General features: G+C 67.4%; 15 protein-coding genes. 7 read left to right on the plus strand and 8 right to left on the minus strand.

Features of this window, described 5'->3' with window-relative positions; all coding sequences use genetic code 11:
- Window positions 1-100: 100 nt before the first annotated feature.
- Both ACFQ0E_RS08605 and ACFQ0E_RS08610 read left to right on the plus strand, forming a co-directional pair.
- Complete coding sequence (locus tag ACFQ0E_RS08605) at window positions 101-517, plus strand: DUF2177 family protein (RefSeq protein WP_386823246.1); 417 nt, start codon at window positions 101-103, stop codon at window positions 515-517.
- Window positions 514-1293 (plus strand): DUF1295 domain-containing protein, encoded by a 780-nt coding sequence (locus ACFQ0E_RS08610; RefSeq protein WP_386823247.1) that lies wholly within the window; start codon window positions 514-516, stop codon window positions 1291-1293. Before ACFQ0E_RS08605 ends, ACFQ0E_RS08610 begins: the two co-directional genes overlap by 4 nt.
- Before the next feature lie 6 nt (window positions 1294-1299).
- Here ACFQ0E_RS08610 and ACFQ0E_RS08615 read toward each other — a convergent pair whose 3' ends face one another.
- The gene (locus ACFQ0E_RS08615; protein WP_386823248.1) at window positions 1300-2301 is read right to left on the minus strand and encodes a CPBP family intramembrane glutamic endopeptidase; all 1002 of its coding nucleotides are present in this window, start codon (window positions 2299-2301) and stop codon (window positions 1300-1302) included.
- Between the two features lie 133 nt (window positions 2302-2434).
- Here ACFQ0E_RS08615 and ACFQ0E_RS08620 point away from each other — a divergent pair, with 133 nt between their 5' ends.
- Window positions 2435-2575: a hypothetical protein gene (locus ACFQ0E_RS08620; RefSeq protein ID WP_386823249.1), complete on the plus strand. Its 141-nt coding sequence runs from the start codon at window positions 2435-2437 to the stop codon at window positions 2573-2575.
- A 28-nt stretch (window positions 2576-2603) separates the two neighbouring features.
- A complete protein-coding gene (locus tag ACFQ0E_RS08625) occupies window positions 2604-3305 on the plus strand; it encodes a GNAT family N-acetyltransferase (protein WP_386823250.1) in 702 nt (233 codons plus the stop codon).
- A gap of 264 nt (window positions 3306-3569) precedes the next feature.
- Here the strand turns inward: ACFQ0E_RS08625 and ACFQ0E_RS08630 are convergent, their stop codons facing one another.
- The 4 genes from ACFQ0E_RS08630 to ACFQ0E_RS08645 form a co-directional block, all read right to left on the minus strand.
- On the minus strand, window positions 3570-4133 hold the full coding sequence (locus ACFQ0E_RS08630; RefSeq protein WP_386823251.1) for a hypothetical protein: 564 nt from the start codon (window positions 4131-4133) through the stop codon (window positions 3570-3572).
- 4 nt (window positions 4134-4137) lie between these two features.
- The gene (locus ACFQ0E_RS08635) at window positions 4138-4842 is read right to left on the minus strand and encodes a hypothetical protein (RefSeq protein WP_386823252.1); all 705 of its coding nucleotides are present in this window, start codon (window positions 4840-4842) and stop codon (window positions 4138-4140) included.
- A gap of 98 nt (window positions 4843-4940) precedes the next feature.
- Window positions 4941-5534: a DUF2589 domain-containing protein gene (locus ACFQ0E_RS08640; RefSeq protein WP_386823253.1), complete on the minus strand. Its 594-nt coding sequence runs from the start codon at window positions 5532-5534 to the stop codon at window positions 4941-4943.
- A 404-nt stretch (window positions 5535-5938) separates the two neighbouring features.
- Window positions 5939-8266, minus strand: coding sequence for a M14 family zinc carboxypeptidase (locus ACFQ0E_RS08645; RefSeq protein ID WP_386823254.1), 2328 nt, complete (start codon window positions 8264-8266; stop codon window positions 5939-5941).
- A 487-nt stretch (window positions 8267-8753) separates the two neighbouring features.
- Between ACFQ0E_RS08645 and ACFQ0E_RS08650 the strand changes: the two genes are divergently transcribed.
- Entirely contained in the window at window positions 8754-9398 is a 645-nt protein-coding gene (locus ACFQ0E_RS08650) for an NAD(P)H-binding protein (protein ID WP_386823255.1), read from the plus strand.
- A gap of 81 nt (window positions 9399-9479) precedes the next feature.
- Here ACFQ0E_RS08650 and ACFQ0E_RS08655 read toward each other — a convergent pair whose 3' ends face one another.
- On the minus strand, window positions 9480-10232 hold the full coding sequence (locus ACFQ0E_RS08655; protein WP_386823256.1) for an outer membrane protein: 753 nt from the start codon (window positions 10230-10232) through the stop codon (window positions 9480-9482).
- Window positions 10233-10630: 398 nt separating this feature from the next.
- On the opposite strand from ACFQ0E_RS08655, the gene ACFQ0E_RS08660 reads away from it, so the two are divergent.
- The gene (locus ACFQ0E_RS08660) at window positions 10631-12523 is read left to right on the plus strand and encodes a DEAD/DEAH box helicase (RefSeq protein WP_386823257.1); all 1893 of its coding nucleotides are present in this window, start codon (window positions 10631-10633) and stop codon (window positions 12521-12523) included.
- A gap of 54 nt (window positions 12524-12577) precedes the next feature.
- Here ACFQ0E_RS08660 and ACFQ0E_RS08665 read toward each other — a convergent pair whose 3' ends face one another.
- Complete coding sequence (locus tag ACFQ0E_RS08665; RefSeq protein WP_386823258.1) at window positions 12578-13654, minus strand: AAA family ATPase; 1077 nt, start codon at window positions 13652-13654, stop codon at window positions 12578-12580.
- 128 nt (window positions 13655-13782) lie between these two features.
- Between ACFQ0E_RS08665 and ACFQ0E_RS08670 the strand changes: the two genes are divergently transcribed.
- Window positions 13783-14787 carry a hypothetical protein gene (locus ACFQ0E_RS08670; protein ID WP_386823259.1) on the plus strand — a complete coding sequence of 335 codons (1005 nt, stop codon included), beginning with the start codon at window positions 13783-13785 and terminating at the stop codon, window positions 14785-14787.
- Window positions 14788-14828: 41 nt separating this feature from the next.
- On the opposite strand, the gene ACFQ0E_RS08675 is transcribed toward ACFQ0E_RS08670, so the two are convergent.
- Complete coding sequence (locus tag ACFQ0E_RS08675; RefSeq protein ID WP_137850814.1) at window positions 14829-15047, minus strand: RNA-binding S4 domain-containing protein; 219 nt, start codon at window positions 15045-15047, stop codon at window positions 14829-14831.
- Between the last annotated feature and the right edge of the window lie 34 nt (window positions 15048-15081).

Here is a 15081-nt window from a genome sequence, read left to right on the forward strand (position 1 = left end):
CCTGCACGGGCGCTGCATCCGGCCACGGGGACTGCCCGTAGGCATTGACCGTGGATCGCCTGCAGAGGAGTCTGTGGGCGGACGAACCCGGAGTCGACCCATGCACCTGAGACAGTTCGCCAAGCTCTACCTGATCGTCCTGCCCGTGTTCTTCGCCATCGACCTGCTCTGGCTGGGTCTGCTGGCCAAGGATTTCTACGATGCGCAGATCGGCACGCTGCTCAAGGCCGACGTGAACTGGACGGCGGCGATCGCCTTCTATCTCGTGTTCATCGCCGGGATCGTGCATTTCGTGCTGATGCCGGCGGTCGAGAAGAATTCCTTCAAGCAGGCGGCCCTGAACGGCGCGGCGTTCGGCTTCGTGACCTACGCGACCTTCGACTTGACCAGCCTCGCGCTGATTCGTGACTGGCCGCTGTTGATCACGGTTGTGGACCTGGCCTGGGGCACCGTGCTGACTTGCAGCGTGTCCTCGATCGCCTTCGCCCTGAATCGCATGGGAGCCAAAGCGCGATGAACTTCGTCGGACTCGATCATCTTGGCTGGCCAGCGGCGGTGATGGTGACGCTCGCCGTCTTCATGTGGCTCCTCAGCGTGAAGCTGCGCGATGTGAGCATCGTCGACAGCGCCTGGTCGATCTTCTTCCTGCTGTTCGCGCTGGTCTTCGCCTGGCGGCTGGGCGACCGCTCGCCGGCCACGCTGGCGATGCTGGCGCTGGTCGCGGCCTGGGCGCTGCGCCTGTCGATCTACATCACCTGGCGCAACCACGGCCATGGCGAGGACCGGCGCTACCAGGCCATCCGCGCGCGCAACCAGCCGAACTTCGAGTTCAAGAGCCTCTACCTGGTCTTCCTGCTGCAGGCGGTGCTGGCCTTCGTGATCGCGATGCCGCTGCTGCCCGCGCTCAACGGCGCGCGCGACGCCAACCTGCTGACCTGGATGGGCATGGTCGTGGCGCTGTTCGGCCTGCTGTTCGAGACTATCGGCGATGCGCAGATGGCGCGCTTCAAGGCCGATCCCGCATCGGCGGGGCAGGTGATGGATCGCGGCCTGTGGCGCTACACGCGGCATCCGAACTACTTCGGCGAATCGGTGTTCTGGTGGGGCGTGTGGATCGCCTCGGCAAGCCTGGGTGGCGCGTGGACGGTGTTCTCGCCGGTGCTGATGACCTTCCTGCTGCTGCGCGTCTCGGGCGTGCCGTTGCTGGAGGCCGACCTCAAGCAGCGGCGTCCGGCCTATGCCGAATACCTGCGGACTACCTCGTCCTTCGTGCCATGGCCGCCGAAGCGTTGACGACCGTCAGCCGCTCCACGCACGGATGAAGGGCGCGAGCTGCGGCAGCAGGTCGACGGTGCCGTGCAGGGCGACCACCAGCCACAGCGAGCGGGTGCGCGCCCACAGCACGCCAAAGGCGATGCCGGCGGGGGCGATCATCACGATCGAATAGGCCACGGCCCAGGGCAGAGTCGCTTCGGCCACGCCCTCCATCGCGTGCGCCCCGCGCAGGTACAGGCCCGGTGCGTGGGCGAGGCCGAACAGCAGCGAGGCCCACAGCGCTGCCGCGACCTGCGAACGCGTGGCATCGGCGATGCGCTGCTGCAGCACGCGACGGAACAGCACTTCCTCGCACAGGCCGGCTTCGACGACCTGCCACAGCCAGCACAGCGGAATGGCACAGAGCAGCGTGCCCAGTGTCGGCGCGAGTTCGCGCAGCGTCGTGAGGCCGCGTCCGAACACCGCCTGGAAGGCGACGAAGGCGAGGGCCATGCCGATGAACACCCACCACAGTCGCGCGGTGCCGAAGCGCGGGCGCAGCGTGCTCCCGCGCAGGAACAGCAGCGCGGGCAGGACCGCCATGGTCGCCAGCTTGAGCAGGGTCTGGGCGACCGACTGCGCGGGTTCGGTCGGCCATTGCGACTGCAATGCCGTGAAGCCCCAACCCAGCACGAGGACAGCGAAGACGGCGAGGTAGAGCAGGGGACCGCCGAGCCGTTTCGAGGGCGACGACAGGCGCGGCCGGTCGTCGTGGCCACGGCTGCGGCCGCGCGTGAGCAGCCAGGCCAGCAGCGGGAAGGCGCCGCCGAGCACGGCCAGCAGGAAGAGGGGTTCAACAAGGCTGGCGCCGGGCATCCGTGCCAGCACCGCCAGCGACAGCGCATAGGCAGGCAGCGCCACCGCAGTGGCGATCAGGGCGGGTCGTCCGGGCAGGGCCAATGCCATGAGCGGGGATGATGCGCCCGCGACCAGACGTCGCCACGCGGCATTGGTCACCCAACCAACGGCAGGGGCGACGGACATCATGTCGAAAACGGCCTTCTGTCACGCGATGGAGGTTGCGCGAGCGGCATACCGCAGCGCATGTCCGGAAGCGTGAAGTTCGTCGCGTTCGATCGTGGCGAATCGGCGTTTCATCGCTTCCCTCTGGGGAGGTCGCATGAGCAGTACCCGTTCCTCGAATCGAGCCGCGAAGCTCGAACAGATCGCCCGCGTCGTGCTCGGCGCGGCGCTGGCCGCTGCGGTGATCTGGGCCATGGCCGAAGGCGGCATGCCCTGGTCGGCGACCGGCGCGCCCTGATCGCCGGCAGCGGCGCTATCCTGCGGCGATGTCCGCACACGATCCTGCGCACACCGCAGCCCTCGACAATCCGTTCTGGACCGCGCTTGCCTCGCGTCACGCGGATCGGGCATTGCGCCACGGCGAGGTGGCGCGCTACCCGGCGGACATCGCCCCGTTTCTCGGCCTGGCGCATGCCGAGATCGACGCGACCGACGCCTTCGAGGCCCTTGTGCCGCCCGGCGACAGCGTCTACCTGCTCGGCGTCGCGCCTGCCCGCGTGCCGCCGGGCTGGCGTCTCGACGCCTTCGCACCGCTCGCGCAGATGATCCGCGAAACGCCGGTCGACGTGCCCGATGGCGCGGCAGTCCGCCTGCTGGATGCGGACGATCGCGAGGACGTGCTGGCGCTGACCGCGCTTGTGTACCCGCACTACTTCCGGCCGCGCACCATGACGCTCGGCCGCTACTTCGCGATCCACACCGATGGCGCGCTGGCCGCGATGGCCGGCGAACGGCTGGCGACCGACGACTTCCAGGAAGTCAGCGCGATCTGCACGCATCCCGATCACCTCGGGCGCGGCCACGCGCACCGGCTCACCGCGTTGCTCACCAACGACATCCTCGCGCAGGGCCGCATCCCGTATCTGCATGTCAGTCACGCCAACGCGCGCGCGAAGGCGTTGTACGAACGCATCGGCTATCGGGTGCGCCGCGACATCGGCTTCTGGGCGCTGCGGCGCGACGGGTGAACTCGCAACCGTCGACGTTGCAGTCGTGGCGTGCAAGCCCCCTTTGGAAAAAGGGGGCGGCGGGCGCGCAGCGTCCGCGGGGGATTTGCTTCCCTTCGCTCGTGGCAGCGCGGATGGATCCACGCTCCGGGACGTCAAATCCCCCCGCCGCGCTTCGCGCGTCGGCCCCCTTTTTCAAAGGGGGCGAACGTCGCGTCGCGATGCGACATGCGCGCTCCGGAGGCCAGCGCCATAGGCGAGTTCCGGCTGCGCCATCGATCCCGGTCACTGCACCGGCACGAAATCCGCAGGATCGATTTCCTCGGCCAGCAGCAGGCGGATGTCGCTGGCCGGCAGCAGCGTCTTCAGCTGCACGGACAGCGGCTTGAGCTGATCGTGCTGGGTGCACAGCAGCCAGATGCGCTCGACCATGTCCTCGAAGCTCGATGCGGGATCCCAGGGTACGGCGCCGCTCTGCGCGACGATCTGCAGCAGCTGGCGGGCGAGGCCGCGCGCCTGTTCCACCTTGATCGCGTGCGGCTGCAGCGCGTCCTGCACGCTGTGCTGCAGTTCGTGGAGCAGGGTCGCTGCCGCGATGGTCTGGCGACGGCGCAGTGTGCCGCGCCTGTCGTCGTCGAACATCGGCGCGAGCACGCGCGACTTGTAGCCGGCGATGTCCGCCGCCGCGACCAGCCGGTGGCCGGACAGCGTGTTCTCGGTGGCGTCGATCCAGGCGAGCAGCTGCGGCAGCGCCTGCGTGGACCTGCGTTCGAAGAGACGGACCAGCGCCGGGAACTGCAGCAGCGCATCGGACAGTTGCCGGGTCAATTGCAGCGTCGATCTGAACATGTCGTCACTCCGGCAGCAGGCGGCGTTCGATGGTGCCGTCGCTCTTCTCGATCGTCTGCCATTCCATGCCGTCCTCGCCGATCTTCAGGCGGATGCGGACGATGTCCTCGGCGCGCTGTTCGCGCAGGCGATGCGATTCGGCGACGACTTCGAGCTGGTCGAGCGAGGTCTTCTGCTCGACGCCGGTGACCAGGGTGCCGCAGCGCTTGGTCAGGCGCTCGATCATCCGCTCGCGGCTGAACTCGATGCCGGGCATGACCTTGAACAGATCGTGGCGTTCGGCGATCTCGGCGAAGCGCTGGGCGGTCCTGTCCGAGAACGCGAAGAAACTCTTGTCGGACGGATCCTCGCGCAACAGTTGGATCAGGGCAGGCGTTTCCTCCGACAGCGCGGCGACCAGGTCGTTCGACGCGAGCAGCGGCAGCTCGGTCGCGCCGATGCTGGCGCAGACCTCGCGATAGATCTCGGTCCTGAAGCGATCGTTGCCGATCGGTGCAAGCTGGTACTCGACGCGGTCGACCAGGCCTTCGATCGCGACCGGGATGGTCAGTTCGATGTCGCCGATGCGCATGCGCGGCACGGCGAAGTGCTTGAGCAGGTCGTGGCGCGCGTACTGTTCGGCGACCGCGACGGTCTGCGCATCGGCCATCACGCGCGCATTGGTGACGCTGGCGATCAGGCCGCCGAGGTATTCGTTGAGGGTGGGCATGTCGGTGTCCTTGGAACGAAAGGGGAACGAAGGTGGCGAATGGATGCGGACGGGAGGGGCCGGCCGGATGGCCGGCCCCGGTGACGCAGGCGATGTCCTTACTGCGCGGCGATGCTGTCTTCCAGCATGGTCAGGATGCGGTCCAGACCGGCCGGCAGTTCGTCGTTCACCGCACGGACGCGCACGCCGAGGGTGTAGGTGCGCTCGGTGCTCGTGCCGCTGCTGGAGGTGCGCTTGTACGAGGCCGAGGCCTTGAAGTTCACCTTCCAGAACTTGGCGCTGATTTCCGCGCTGCCGGCGAATTCGCTGGACACGTTGCTGGTTTCGGTCGACGTCAGCTTTGCGTTGAAGTCGATGTTGACTTCCTCGATGCGCAGCGCCGGGATGGTCAGCATGGTCAGGAAGGGCACCGAGATCAGCACTTCCGCTTCGTTGAACGGCTGGTTGTTCGGCGCGGTGGTCGCGTCGGGATCGTAGGTCGGGTTCGGGACCTTCTTCGTGTACTTGAAGTCGACGTAGCGCAGTTCGTAGTCCGGCGCCTGCGCGGTGCCGACGTTCTTGAAGCCGACTTCCTGGATGAAGCTGACCTGGGACATCGACGCGGCATGCTGCGCATCCACGGCGGCCTGCAGCGGGCCGCCGATGTAGACGCTGAAGTCGAGGCTGTTGAGTTCCTGGACGAGGTTGGGCATGTGTTGCTCCTTGGGAATGTGCCTACTCGTGGTGTGCGGCTTTTCGGCGACCGCCGCTGCGTGTGGCGCCGTCCTCCGCCGCGTCGTCGCCTTCCGTGGCGACGACGCCCGCTTCGGTTGCGTCCTTGCGGAACGCGGCGTCCTGCCGCGTTCCCGGCGATTCGCGAGGGCTCCGCGGGCACGCATCCCGTCGGTCGCGAATGTCTGTGGTGTCTCGATGGCGTCCATTCTCCGGATCGGCTTCGCACGGGTTGCGACCCATCTCGCCGGCATCGGTCGCCCGGGGAACACTGCGTTCGTGCCGTGCTTTCATGCGGTCGCAGCGCATGCGCCATGGCCGTGCGACAAAGAAAAAGGCCCGGGACATGCCCGGGCCTTCGTCATCCGCAGCTTGTCGCCGGATGTCAGAACGTGACGCTCCAGCTGTTGATGTAGCCGGTGTCGCCACCGGCGTTGTCGTTCACGCGCAGCTTCCAGGTGCCGTTGAGCGGTTCGCTGGAGAGGTTCGTCGTGAAGGTCTGGTTGATGTTGTCGGCGGAGCCGCCGGCGCGGTTGTGCAGCACGTACACCGAACCGTCCGGCGCCACGAGATCGACCTTCAGATCGCCCTTGTAAGTATGGACGATGTTGACTGCGACCGGTGTGCTGGCCGGCGCATTGCCGGTGCGGCCGGAGACGGTGATCGGGCTTTCGACCGTTGCATTGTCGCTGATCGTGTAGTCGGCGCTGTTGGTGTACGTCTGCGCGCCGCCGCCCGAGCTCACAGTGACCGACTGCGTCTTCGTGTGGGTCAGCCCGCCGTTGTCCGTCACCGTCAGGGTCACGGTGTACGTGCCGGCTGCGGCGTATGTCTTCGTCGGATTGGCCAGGGTCGACGTGGTGCCGTCGCCGAAGTTCCAGCTGCGCGAGGCGATGCTGCCGTCGCTGTCGGTCGAGGTGTCGGTGAACGTCGCGGTCAGCGAGGACGTGCTGACGTTGAAGTTCGCCACAGGCGCGACGTTGCCGCCGCCACCGCCGCTGGTGATGTTGACCAGCACCGCGTTCGGCGTGCCGAGCTTGCCCGAGGCATCGGTGCCCTGCACGTAGAAGATGTGGCGGCCGGCGCTCAGGCCGGTGGTCGACACGCTGGCCGTGACGGTCTCGCGCGTGCTGTTGAAGCTGCCATCGCTCGCGGACATCGTGATGGCGCTGGCGCCAGACTCCCAGGGCGGCGTGTCGATGTAGACGCGCGCCGACGAGATGGCGTGCGTGGCTTCGGTGCCATTGGTCTGGTTGAACTGGCTGTCGTCCAGCACCGCGCTGATCGTCACGGGCGTGCCGGCGGCGACCGAACTGCTCGACGCGGACACGCTGACCGTGTTCGGCCCGGCCGGGTAGCGGTAGGGTGCGGTGAGGTTGCGCGCGGAATACTTCAGCGCGTTGAGGTTGCGCGGCAGCGTGGTGCCTTCGAAGGTGGTGCACGACTCGAAGAACGCGACGCCCAGTTCGATCGTGTAGCTGGGCACGCCGAGGAGGCCGTACATCGTGTCGTCGGTGGTGCCGTCGGTGGGATACAGGCCGACCGACTGCTCGGGCTTGTAGTTGTTGAAATAGGCCATGCGCCGACCCAGGGTCTGCAGCGCAGTGCTGTTCGGCGCCAGGTTGGTGGTGTCGCCCCAGGGCCACAGCACGAGCTGCGAGTAGCTGTGGATGTCGAGGAACAGGCCCTGGTAGTCGTCCGGTGCCGCGCTGCTGGCCGCATCGCCGCGGCGATCGGGGAAGATGCCGCCGCTGTAGGCACCGCCGGCGCCGGGCGTGCCCGCGACGAGGCGCACGAGGTTCTGCGTTTCCGGTTCGGACGATGCGCTCGGGCCGTGGTAGGTCTCGGCGCAGGCATTGCTGCTCGAACCGCCATTGGTGTTCCAGTGGAACGGGAAATTGCGGTTGAGGTCGACGCCGACGCTGCTCGCGCTGCAGCTGCCATTGGTGTTGTTGACATTCTTGCGCCAGGACGAACCGGCTTCGGCCTTCTTGCGTCCGTCCGGATTGGCCTGCAGCACCAGATGGAACACGTAGTTGTCCATCAGCCAGGTGGCTTCCGGATCGGTGCCGTAGCCATTCACCAGCCACTCGGCGAAGCGCGTGGTCAGCTCGGCGGGCGTGTACTCGCGTGCGTGGATCGAGCCGAACACCACCATCGCCGGCTTGTTCGGACGACTGGCGTTCGTCGCGGAGTTGGTCAGGCGCAGCACCTTCATGTCGTAGCCGCCCTGGTTGCGCGACTTCAGCCACGATGGCCCGATGTTCGTCACCGTCGCCAGCGCGGGCTTGCTGCTCGCGAGCTGGTTCATCGAGGTGTAGGTCTCTTCCACGGTGCGGTAGCAGGCATAGCCGCTGATGCTGCGCGTGCCGAACATGCCGGTGCGCATCGCGCGCTCGGCGCTGCGGATGCGCGCGGTCGCGGTGCGGTCGATCGTCACCTGCAGGCCGAGCGCGCGCATCTGCGCGATTTCCGCGGCACTGGCTTCGACGCGGGCGGTCTTCGTGGCCTGGTCGACGATCAGGTGCTGGAACATCGCACCGACCTGCCTGAGCTGGGACGGATCGCGGTAGCGGATGGTCACGAAGGACAGTTCGTCCTGCGCAGCGGTGGTGGTGTCGCCCATCGCATGCGGCGCGGCATCGATCGGTTGGGTGATACTGAGTAACAGGGCCGCGGGCAATGCGGCTCCCAGGAACAGGCGGGCTTTCATAACGTCTCCATTCGTTTGAATTGTCTGAAACGGTGCAAACAGCGATGTGTGCAGAAAAGCCACGTGCGTGTGGCGAAGCGCCGGGGGTGTCGCGTGTTTGCCGTGAAAGTTGGTGATTTGCAAATCCGCGGACTTCCGTCGCGAAAGTGGACGCGCTCGCCTGCGAGCACTTGGACGGATGGCGCGAGGGCACCTTGCGCGGTTTGGTGGAAAGCGATTGTTTTTGCAGGATGAACGGTCCCCGATCGCGCGGCTGCGCGCGGTCGGTGGCGATGTCTCGCGCAAACGGTATACGCGCCGCGCTGCTGCATTGCAGCACCTGCTTGCGACGATCGGTCGAGCGTGTCCTTGGGCATGGCGGCCCGCGCTTTGCGACATCAGTCTCGTTTGCTCATGCCGCCGGCGCATGAGCGCGTCACCTCGGCGGCAGCGGGAGCGACAGCGCGAGCGATGCGTTGCGATCCGATGGATCGGTTAGCCTGTCGGCATGGCCTCCCTGCTCATCCTCGGCGCCACCGGCCTGGTCGGTGGTCATCTCCTTCGCCTGGCGCTCGATGACGTTCGCGTCGAGCGCGTCGTCGCGCCCGTGCGGCGGGCCCTGGCCATGCCCCACGGCGCCATGGCATCCAGGCTCGAAGCCCCGGTGGTCGACTTCGACGCCTTGCCCGGCGATGCGCCGTGGTGGCGCGTGGATGCGGTGGCCTGCGCGCTCGGCACCACGATCCGCGACGCCGGTTCGCGCGAGGCCTTCCGCCGCGTGGATGTCGAGTACGTGGTCGATGCCGCGCGTCGCGCACGCGAGGCCGGCGCGCGCAGCTTCGCGCTCAATTCCTCGGCGGGCGCGAACCGGGCCTCGTTCGGCTTCTACCTGCGCTGCAAGGCGGAGGCGGAAGATGCCGTGGCTGCGCTTGGCTACCCGTCGTACACGATCGTGCGGCCGTCGATGATCGGTGGCGAGCGCGCGCGGAAGCGCACGCTGGAACACATGGCGGTCCGCATCGGACGCGCCTGCGCACCGGTCATTCCGGCGCGCTGGCGCGTCGTCGAGGCCGAGGCCATCGCACGTCGCCTGCTCGATGCCGCCATCGAGGCAGCGCCGGGCAGGCATGTGGTGGAATCAGAAGCGATCTGAGCGCGACCGCTCACCAAGAAGCGCCCATGAAAAAACCGCCGGTCCTGCGACCGGCGGTTTCGGGCCTGCGATCCTGTCGGATCAGAAGCGGTAGTTCACGCCGATGCGCAGCGTGGTGTAGTCCAGGTCCTGGTTGACGTTCTCGATGTAGGCCGGCGTCACGAAGCTGCTGCCCGGCTGGTACTCGGTCACGAAGTCGGTGTCTTCCAGGTTGGTGCGCAGCAGTTCGGCGCGCAGCGACCAGTTGTTGCCGAAGTCGTATTCGTAGCCGGCGCCGAACTGCAGGCCGTGCAGGTTGTCGGCTTCGCTGTTGCGCTTGTTGTAGAGGCCGTTGCTGACGATGCTGGCGGTGTAGGTGGCGTCGACGCGGGCCATGCCGATCGTGCCGTAGACCGCGTGGCGGTTGGCGGCGTAGCCGAGCTTGATGCGCAGGGCCAGTTCGTCGTCGATCTCGGCGCGGTTGCCCACATCGTAGGTCAGCGATGGGAACGGCGTGGTCGGCTTCGCGCCGGTCTGGCGGCTGTCGTCCATGTTCATGCGGTTGTAGCTGAGTTCGCCACCGAGCAGGAAACTGCCGAAGGTGTGGTTGTAGCCCAGCTGCACGCCGTACTGCGCGCCGTCCGGATCGAGGCTCGGCGACATTTCGTTGGTGACGTAGTCCCGCAGCCCGGTGGACTCGCTGGACCACTGGCCTCCGAGGGTGGTCTCGACGTCCGAGGTGCCTCGGCTGTAGCCGGCGTTGCCGCCGATGTACCAGCCCGTCCAGTTGTCGGAGGCCATGGCGTTGGCGCTGAGCAGGGAGGCGGCGACGAGGATGGAGAGGCGTTTGAACATGGTCGGAGTTCCTTGGCGTTGGAGAGTGTGGAAGACGATGGCCGTGGCCACCTGCTTGCTCTGAACGCAGGTGCAGCGCACGACAGGACACACATGTGAAGATTCCGTTCAGCCGGTGATCCCGACATGGCGGGCACTGGCGCGCATAGTGTGCCGCGAAGTCCCTGTCCGATCATGATCCGGCCCTGATTCGGGGCCATGCCGATATCAGGCCGGACGGGCACGTCGCACCGCCGTTTCCATTTATCTAACTGATTCCAATGGAGTTTCATCGCTGACTTCTGCCGGGGAGGCCAGTCCTCGCTGCCGGCGCGACATCGCCATGCGTCCGGGTTAGAGCGACAAATCGAACCCCGGCGTCCACAATATCCGGTCCACTCCGCCGTACCGAGATCCCCATGTCGACCGAAACCCCCTCCCTGCGCTTCGCCGACCTGGGCCTTGCCGAGCCCGTGATGGCAGCGGTGGCCGAGGTCGGCTACGAAACCCCGTCGCCCATCCAGGCCGCGACCATCCCGGCCCTCCTCGACGGTCGCGACGTGCTCGGCCAGGCGCAGACCGGCACCGGCAAGACCGCCGCGTTCGCGCTGCCGCTGCTGTCGCGCCTGGATCTCAAGCAGGGCAAGCCGCAGGTGCTGGTGCTGGCGCCGACGCGCGAACTGGCCATCCAGGTCGCCGAAGCCTTCCAGCGCTACGCCAACAAGATCCCCGGTTTCCACGTGCTGCCGATCTACGGCGGGCAGAGCTACTACCCGCAGCTGCAGGCGCTCAAGCGCGGCGTGCATGTCGTCGTCGGCACGCCCGGTCGAGTGATCGATCATCTGGACCGCGGCACCCTGGACCTGTCCGAACTCAAGGCGCTGGTGCTCGACGAAGCCGACGAAATGCTGCGCATGGGCTTCATCGACGATGTCGAGGCCGTGCTGAAGAAGGTGCCCGAGCAGCGCCAGGTCGCGCTGTTCTCCGCGACCATGCCGTCGCAGATCCGCCGCATCGCCCAGACCTACCTGCGCGAGCCGGTGGAAGTGACCATCGCCGCGAAGACCACCACCGCGACCAACATCCGCCAGCGTTACTGGTTCGTCAGCGGCCTGCACAAGCTCGACGCGCTGACCCGCATCCTCGAAGCCGAGCCGTACGACGCGATGATCATCTTTGCGCGCACCAAGTCGGCCACCGACGAGCTTGCCGAAAAGCTGCAGGCGCGCGGCCTGGCCGCCGCCGCGATCAACGGCGACGTGCAGCAGGCGCAGCGCGAGAAGACCATCCAGCAGCTCAAGGACGGCAAGCTCGACATCCTCGTCGCCACCGACGTCGCCGCGCGCGGCCTCGACGTGGAGCGCATCAGCCACGTGCTGAACTACGATATCCCCTACGACACCGAGAGCTACGTCCACCGCATCGGCCGCACCGGCCGCGCCGGACGCAGCGGCGAGGCGATCCTGTTCGTCAGCCCGCGCGAGAAGAACATGCTGCGCGCGATCGAGCGCGCCACACGCCAACCGATCGCCGAGATGCAGCTGCCGACGGTGGAAAGCGTCAACGACGCGCGCGTCACCCGCTTCCTGTCGCGCATCAGCGAAACGCTGGCGCTGGACGAGAGCAGCGGCGGCGAGCTGGGTTTCTATCGCGAACTGGTCGAACGCTTCGAGCGCGAGCAGAACGTGCCGGCGATCGAAGTCGCCGCCGCGCTGGCCAAGCTGCTGCAGGGCGACACGCCGCTGCTGCTGGCGCCCGAGCGCAAGCGCGAGCCGCAGGACTTCCGCCAGCAGCGCGAGTACGTCGAGCGTGCCGAGCGCGGCGCCGAACGTCGCGAACGCCCGGCCCGCGAACCGCGCGAGTCGCGCCCGGAACGCGAAGGCTTCACGCCGCGACCGAAGAAGGACGTGGGTCCGCGCCAGCCGCCCGACGCGGGCATGGAGACCTTCCGCATCGAGGTCGGCCACATGCACGGCGTGAAGCCGGGCAACATCGTCGGCGCGATCGCCAACGAGGCCGAACTCGACAGCAAGTACATCGGTCGCATCGACATCCACGACGACCACTCGATCCTCGACCTGCCCGAAGGCATGCCCAAGCCGCTGCTGATGCACCTGAAGAAGGTGCGCGTCGCCGGCCAGGCGCTGCGCCTGCAGAAGCTGGACGAATACGACGGCAGCGGCGGCAGCGCGAAGCCGCGCGGCGGCTTCCGCCCGTCCGCGCCGCGTCCGCACGGCGCCAAGCCCGGCGGACCCGGCAAGAAGCCGCCGCACCGCAAGGGTTCGAGCGCCGGCTTCAAGCCGAAGGACTGACCGCTCCCTGATATCCATCCCCGATCCCGCGCACGGGATCGGGGATGATGCGCGTCAAACGACTGGATTCGCCTCGGCATCGCGCGCGACCGCGCTGTAGACCGACGCCAGTGACACCGTCCTGCGGTGCAGACCATCGAGCCGCGCGCGTACGCGCGCCTGGCGTTCCGGGTCGTCCGGGCACAGCGAGTCGACCACGCGCGCTGCTTCCGCCGGGTGCAATTCGCGGATGTTCAGGCGCGCGAAGCACCTGCCGGGGCGGATCAGCGCGTCGTCGAGGTCGCCTACGTTCGGCAGGTTGGTGGAGAAGATGATCTTGCGTCCCTGCGCGCGAACCACGCCGTCGGCGATGGTCAGGAAGCGGTGCAGGTGTTCGTTGCCTTCCGAGCGCGGTTTGAGCAGGTGGTCTGCGTCCTCGACCACGAAGGCATCGTCCCAGCCGGTGATGAACTTCACGAAGATCTCGTCGTTCTCCAGGCTCTTCTGGTCGCCGGTGTAGAGCGCGCGACAGGCGCCGTTGCGGCGACGCGACATCGCGCCGAGGATGGCGCGGATCAGGCGCGTCTTGCCGGTGCCCGGCGGGCCTTGCACGACGAGCACGGTTTCGTTCGCGGCCAGGTAGCGCTCGATGAAGGTGTTCACCCCGCCCGGGATCTCCGGATACGCGCATTCGAGCAGCCGGTCGTCGGCCAGTTCCTCGATTTCCGCGCTTTCCAGGTCGCCCTTGGAGGTGAGGAAGTGCCAGTCGATCGAGAACATCGCGTCGTGGATGCGCGACGATTCCGCCAGTGCCGACAGGCGCGCGATGGCCGCCTCGGCGCGCTCGATGCCGTCGGCCCAGATCGTGAAGCTGCACGAGCAGTAATCGGATTTCCAGTTGCCGTGGGCGCTGATGAACACGCCCTCGGTTTCGAGAAGCAGGGACGTCGCATTCAGGCGTTGTGCCTGCCAGTCCGGCTGGGTCGCGTAGCGATCGAACAGCTCGGGCAGCTTTTCGCGTGCGGCGAAGCGCAGCGAGCGGCAGATGGGATAGCGCGAAGCGGAATCCTTCATCGCCTCGAGCATGCGGCTCTTGAGGACGAGCGTGCCGAAATCCCACTGCTGGTAGTGCAGTTGCGTGGTGGTGTTCATGCGTGTCCGGCGTCGTGCCGGGAACGTTGGGGTGCGCGGAGTGTACGCCTGCGCTCCGCGCTTGTCCGTCATGGCGCTGCGCGCTAGGCTGCGGCCGGGACGGGGCGGAACCGGAGAGCTGAGCCCGCATGATCATTCCGAAGTACTGGGCCGAAGCCCGGCTGCAGCATCGCGAAGGCCGTCGTCAGGTCACCCTGCGGCGTTTTGGCTGGTCGGACGAGAGCGATGCCGCTGCGCAGGCGCATGCCGACCTGCGTGTGCGCGAGGCGATGGACCGCGTGCTGGCCGGCGAGGAGCTGCCGCGCCGCGAGCGCCGCGTCGCCTACAACGGTGCCGAGGGCGTGCCGATCCGCGAGGAGATCGTGGATCGGCACGGCGACAGCGTCATCACCCGAAACGGCTACGGCGCGCTGTGCCTGAACACGCCGGACGTGCTGTTCGCGGACATCGATGCCGGCGAGCAGGATCTGTCCTACCGGCACGGCTGCCTGCTGATCATCGTGCTGACGTTCGTCTTCACGGTTGCGCTGAAACTGGCGGGGATGGAGCGTCTCGCGCCGGCGGTCGGCATCGGTTTCGCATCCGCCTGGGCCTTGTCGTGGTTCATTGACCACGCGTACACGCGTTTCGTCGCACGTCCGCGCGCACGCGACGCCCGCGAGCGCTGGGATGCCGAGGCGCTCGCACGCATCCGCGCGTTCGCTGATGGCCGCCGCGACTGGTGCCTGCGCGTCTATCGCACGCCGGCGGGTTTCCGGCTGCTCGCGATGCATCGCACCTTCGATCCGCGCGATCCCGAGGTGGCCGCGATGTTCGACGCGCTGGGCGTCGATTCGACCTATGCGCTGATGTGCTTCAACCAGCACTGCTTCCGCGCGCGCATCAGTCCGAAGCCGTGGCGCATGGGACTGGAGCGGCTGCATGCGCCGTATGCCGCCACGTGGCGGGCCGAGCATGCCGACCTGCGCGAACGCCGCGAGTGGATCAGGCGCTATGACGCCGCAGCCTCCCGTTTCGCATCCTGCCGTTTCGTCGAAACGCTGGGGCAGGGCGGCGAGGTGCCCGAAGCGATCGCGGTGCGCGAGGTCCACGATCTGTTCTGCCGCGCCGACCAGCGCCTGCCGCTGGCCTGATCCTCGCGGTGTCGTCGGTCCCGCGCTGCGGGCTTGCCGGACTAGCCAGCGACGACCTGGATGCGCGTGTCGCCGACCTGCACCACCTGGCCGACGCGGATCTTGCAGGTCTTGCGCAGCTCGACGTCGCCATCGACGCGCACCGCGCCGCTGGCGACGAGATGCTTGCCGGCGCCGCCGCTGTCGCACACGCCGGTGAGCTTGAGCAGCTGGTTGAGTTCGACGAAGTCGCGGTCGAGGTCGAAGACGAGATTGGGCATGACGATCGGGACGTCCGGTCGGGGCGGGCAGGAG

Origin of the sequence: Lysobacter brunescens (assembly GCF_042677005.1) — a bacterium.
Lineage (GTDB): Bacteria > Pseudomonadota > Gammaproteobacteria > Xanthomonadales > Xanthomonadaceae > Lysobacter_I > Lysobacter_I brunescens.

Bases quoted from the DNA above. Each gene is read 5' to 3' on its own strand.
- ACFQ0E_RS08605 (WP_386823246.1), top strand. From the start codon at position 101: ATGCACCTGAGACAGTTCGCCAAGCTCTACCTGATCGTCCTGCCCGTG.
- ACFQ0E_RS08610 (WP_386823247.1), top strand. From the start codon at position 514: ATGAACTTCGTCGGACTCGATCATCTTGGCTGGCCAGCGGCGGTGATG.
- ACFQ0E_RS08615 (WP_386823248.1), bottom strand. From the start codon at position 2,301: ATGATGTCCGTCGCCCCTGCCGTTGGTTGGGTGACCAATGCCGCGTGG.
- ACFQ0E_RS08620 (WP_386823249.1), top strand. From the start codon at position 2,435: ATGAGCAGTACCCGTTCCTCGAATCGAGCCGCGAAGCTCGAACAGATC.
- ACFQ0E_RS08625 (WP_386823250.1), top strand. From the start codon at position 2,604: ATGTCCGCACACGATCCTGCGCACACCGCAGCCCTCGACAATCCGTTC.
- ACFQ0E_RS08630 (WP_386823251.1), bottom strand. From the start codon at position 4,133: ATGTTCAGATCGACGCTGCAATTGACCCGGCAACTGTCCGATGCGCTG.
- ACFQ0E_RS08635 (WP_386823252.1), bottom strand. From the start codon at position 4,842: ATGCCCACCCTCAACGAATACCTCGGCGGCCTGATCGCCAGCGTCACC.
- ACFQ0E_RS08640 (WP_386823253.1), bottom strand. From the start codon at position 5,534: ATGCCCAACCTCGTCCAGGAACTCAACAGCCTCGACTTCAGCGTCTAC.
- ACFQ0E_RS08645 (WP_386823254.1), bottom strand. From the start codon at position 8,266: ATGAAAGCCCGCCTGTTCCTGGGAGCCGCATTGCCCGCGGCCCTGTTA.
- ACFQ0E_RS08650 (WP_386823255.1), top strand. From the start codon at position 8,754: ATGGCCTCCCTGCTCATCCTCGGCGCCACCGGCCTGGTCGGTGGTCAT.
- ACFQ0E_RS08655 (WP_386823256.1), bottom strand. From the start codon at position 10,232: ATGTTCAAACGCCTCTCCATCCTCGTCGCCGCCTCCCTGCTCAGCGCC.
- ACFQ0E_RS08660 (WP_386823257.1), top strand. From the start codon at position 10,631: ATGTCGACCGAAACCCCCTCCCTGCGCTTCGCCGACCTGGGCCTTGCC.
- ACFQ0E_RS08665 (WP_386823258.1), bottom strand. From the start codon at position 13,654: ATGAACACCACCACGCAACTGCACTACCAGCAGTGGGATTTCGGCACG.
- ACFQ0E_RS08670 (WP_386823259.1), top strand. From the start codon at position 13,783: ATGATCATTCCGAAGTACTGGGCCGAAGCCCGGCTGCAGCATCGCGAA.
- ACFQ0E_RS08675 (WP_137850814.1), bottom strand. From the start codon at position 15,047: ATGCCCAATCTCGTCTTCGACCTCGACCGCGACTTCGTCGAACTCAAC.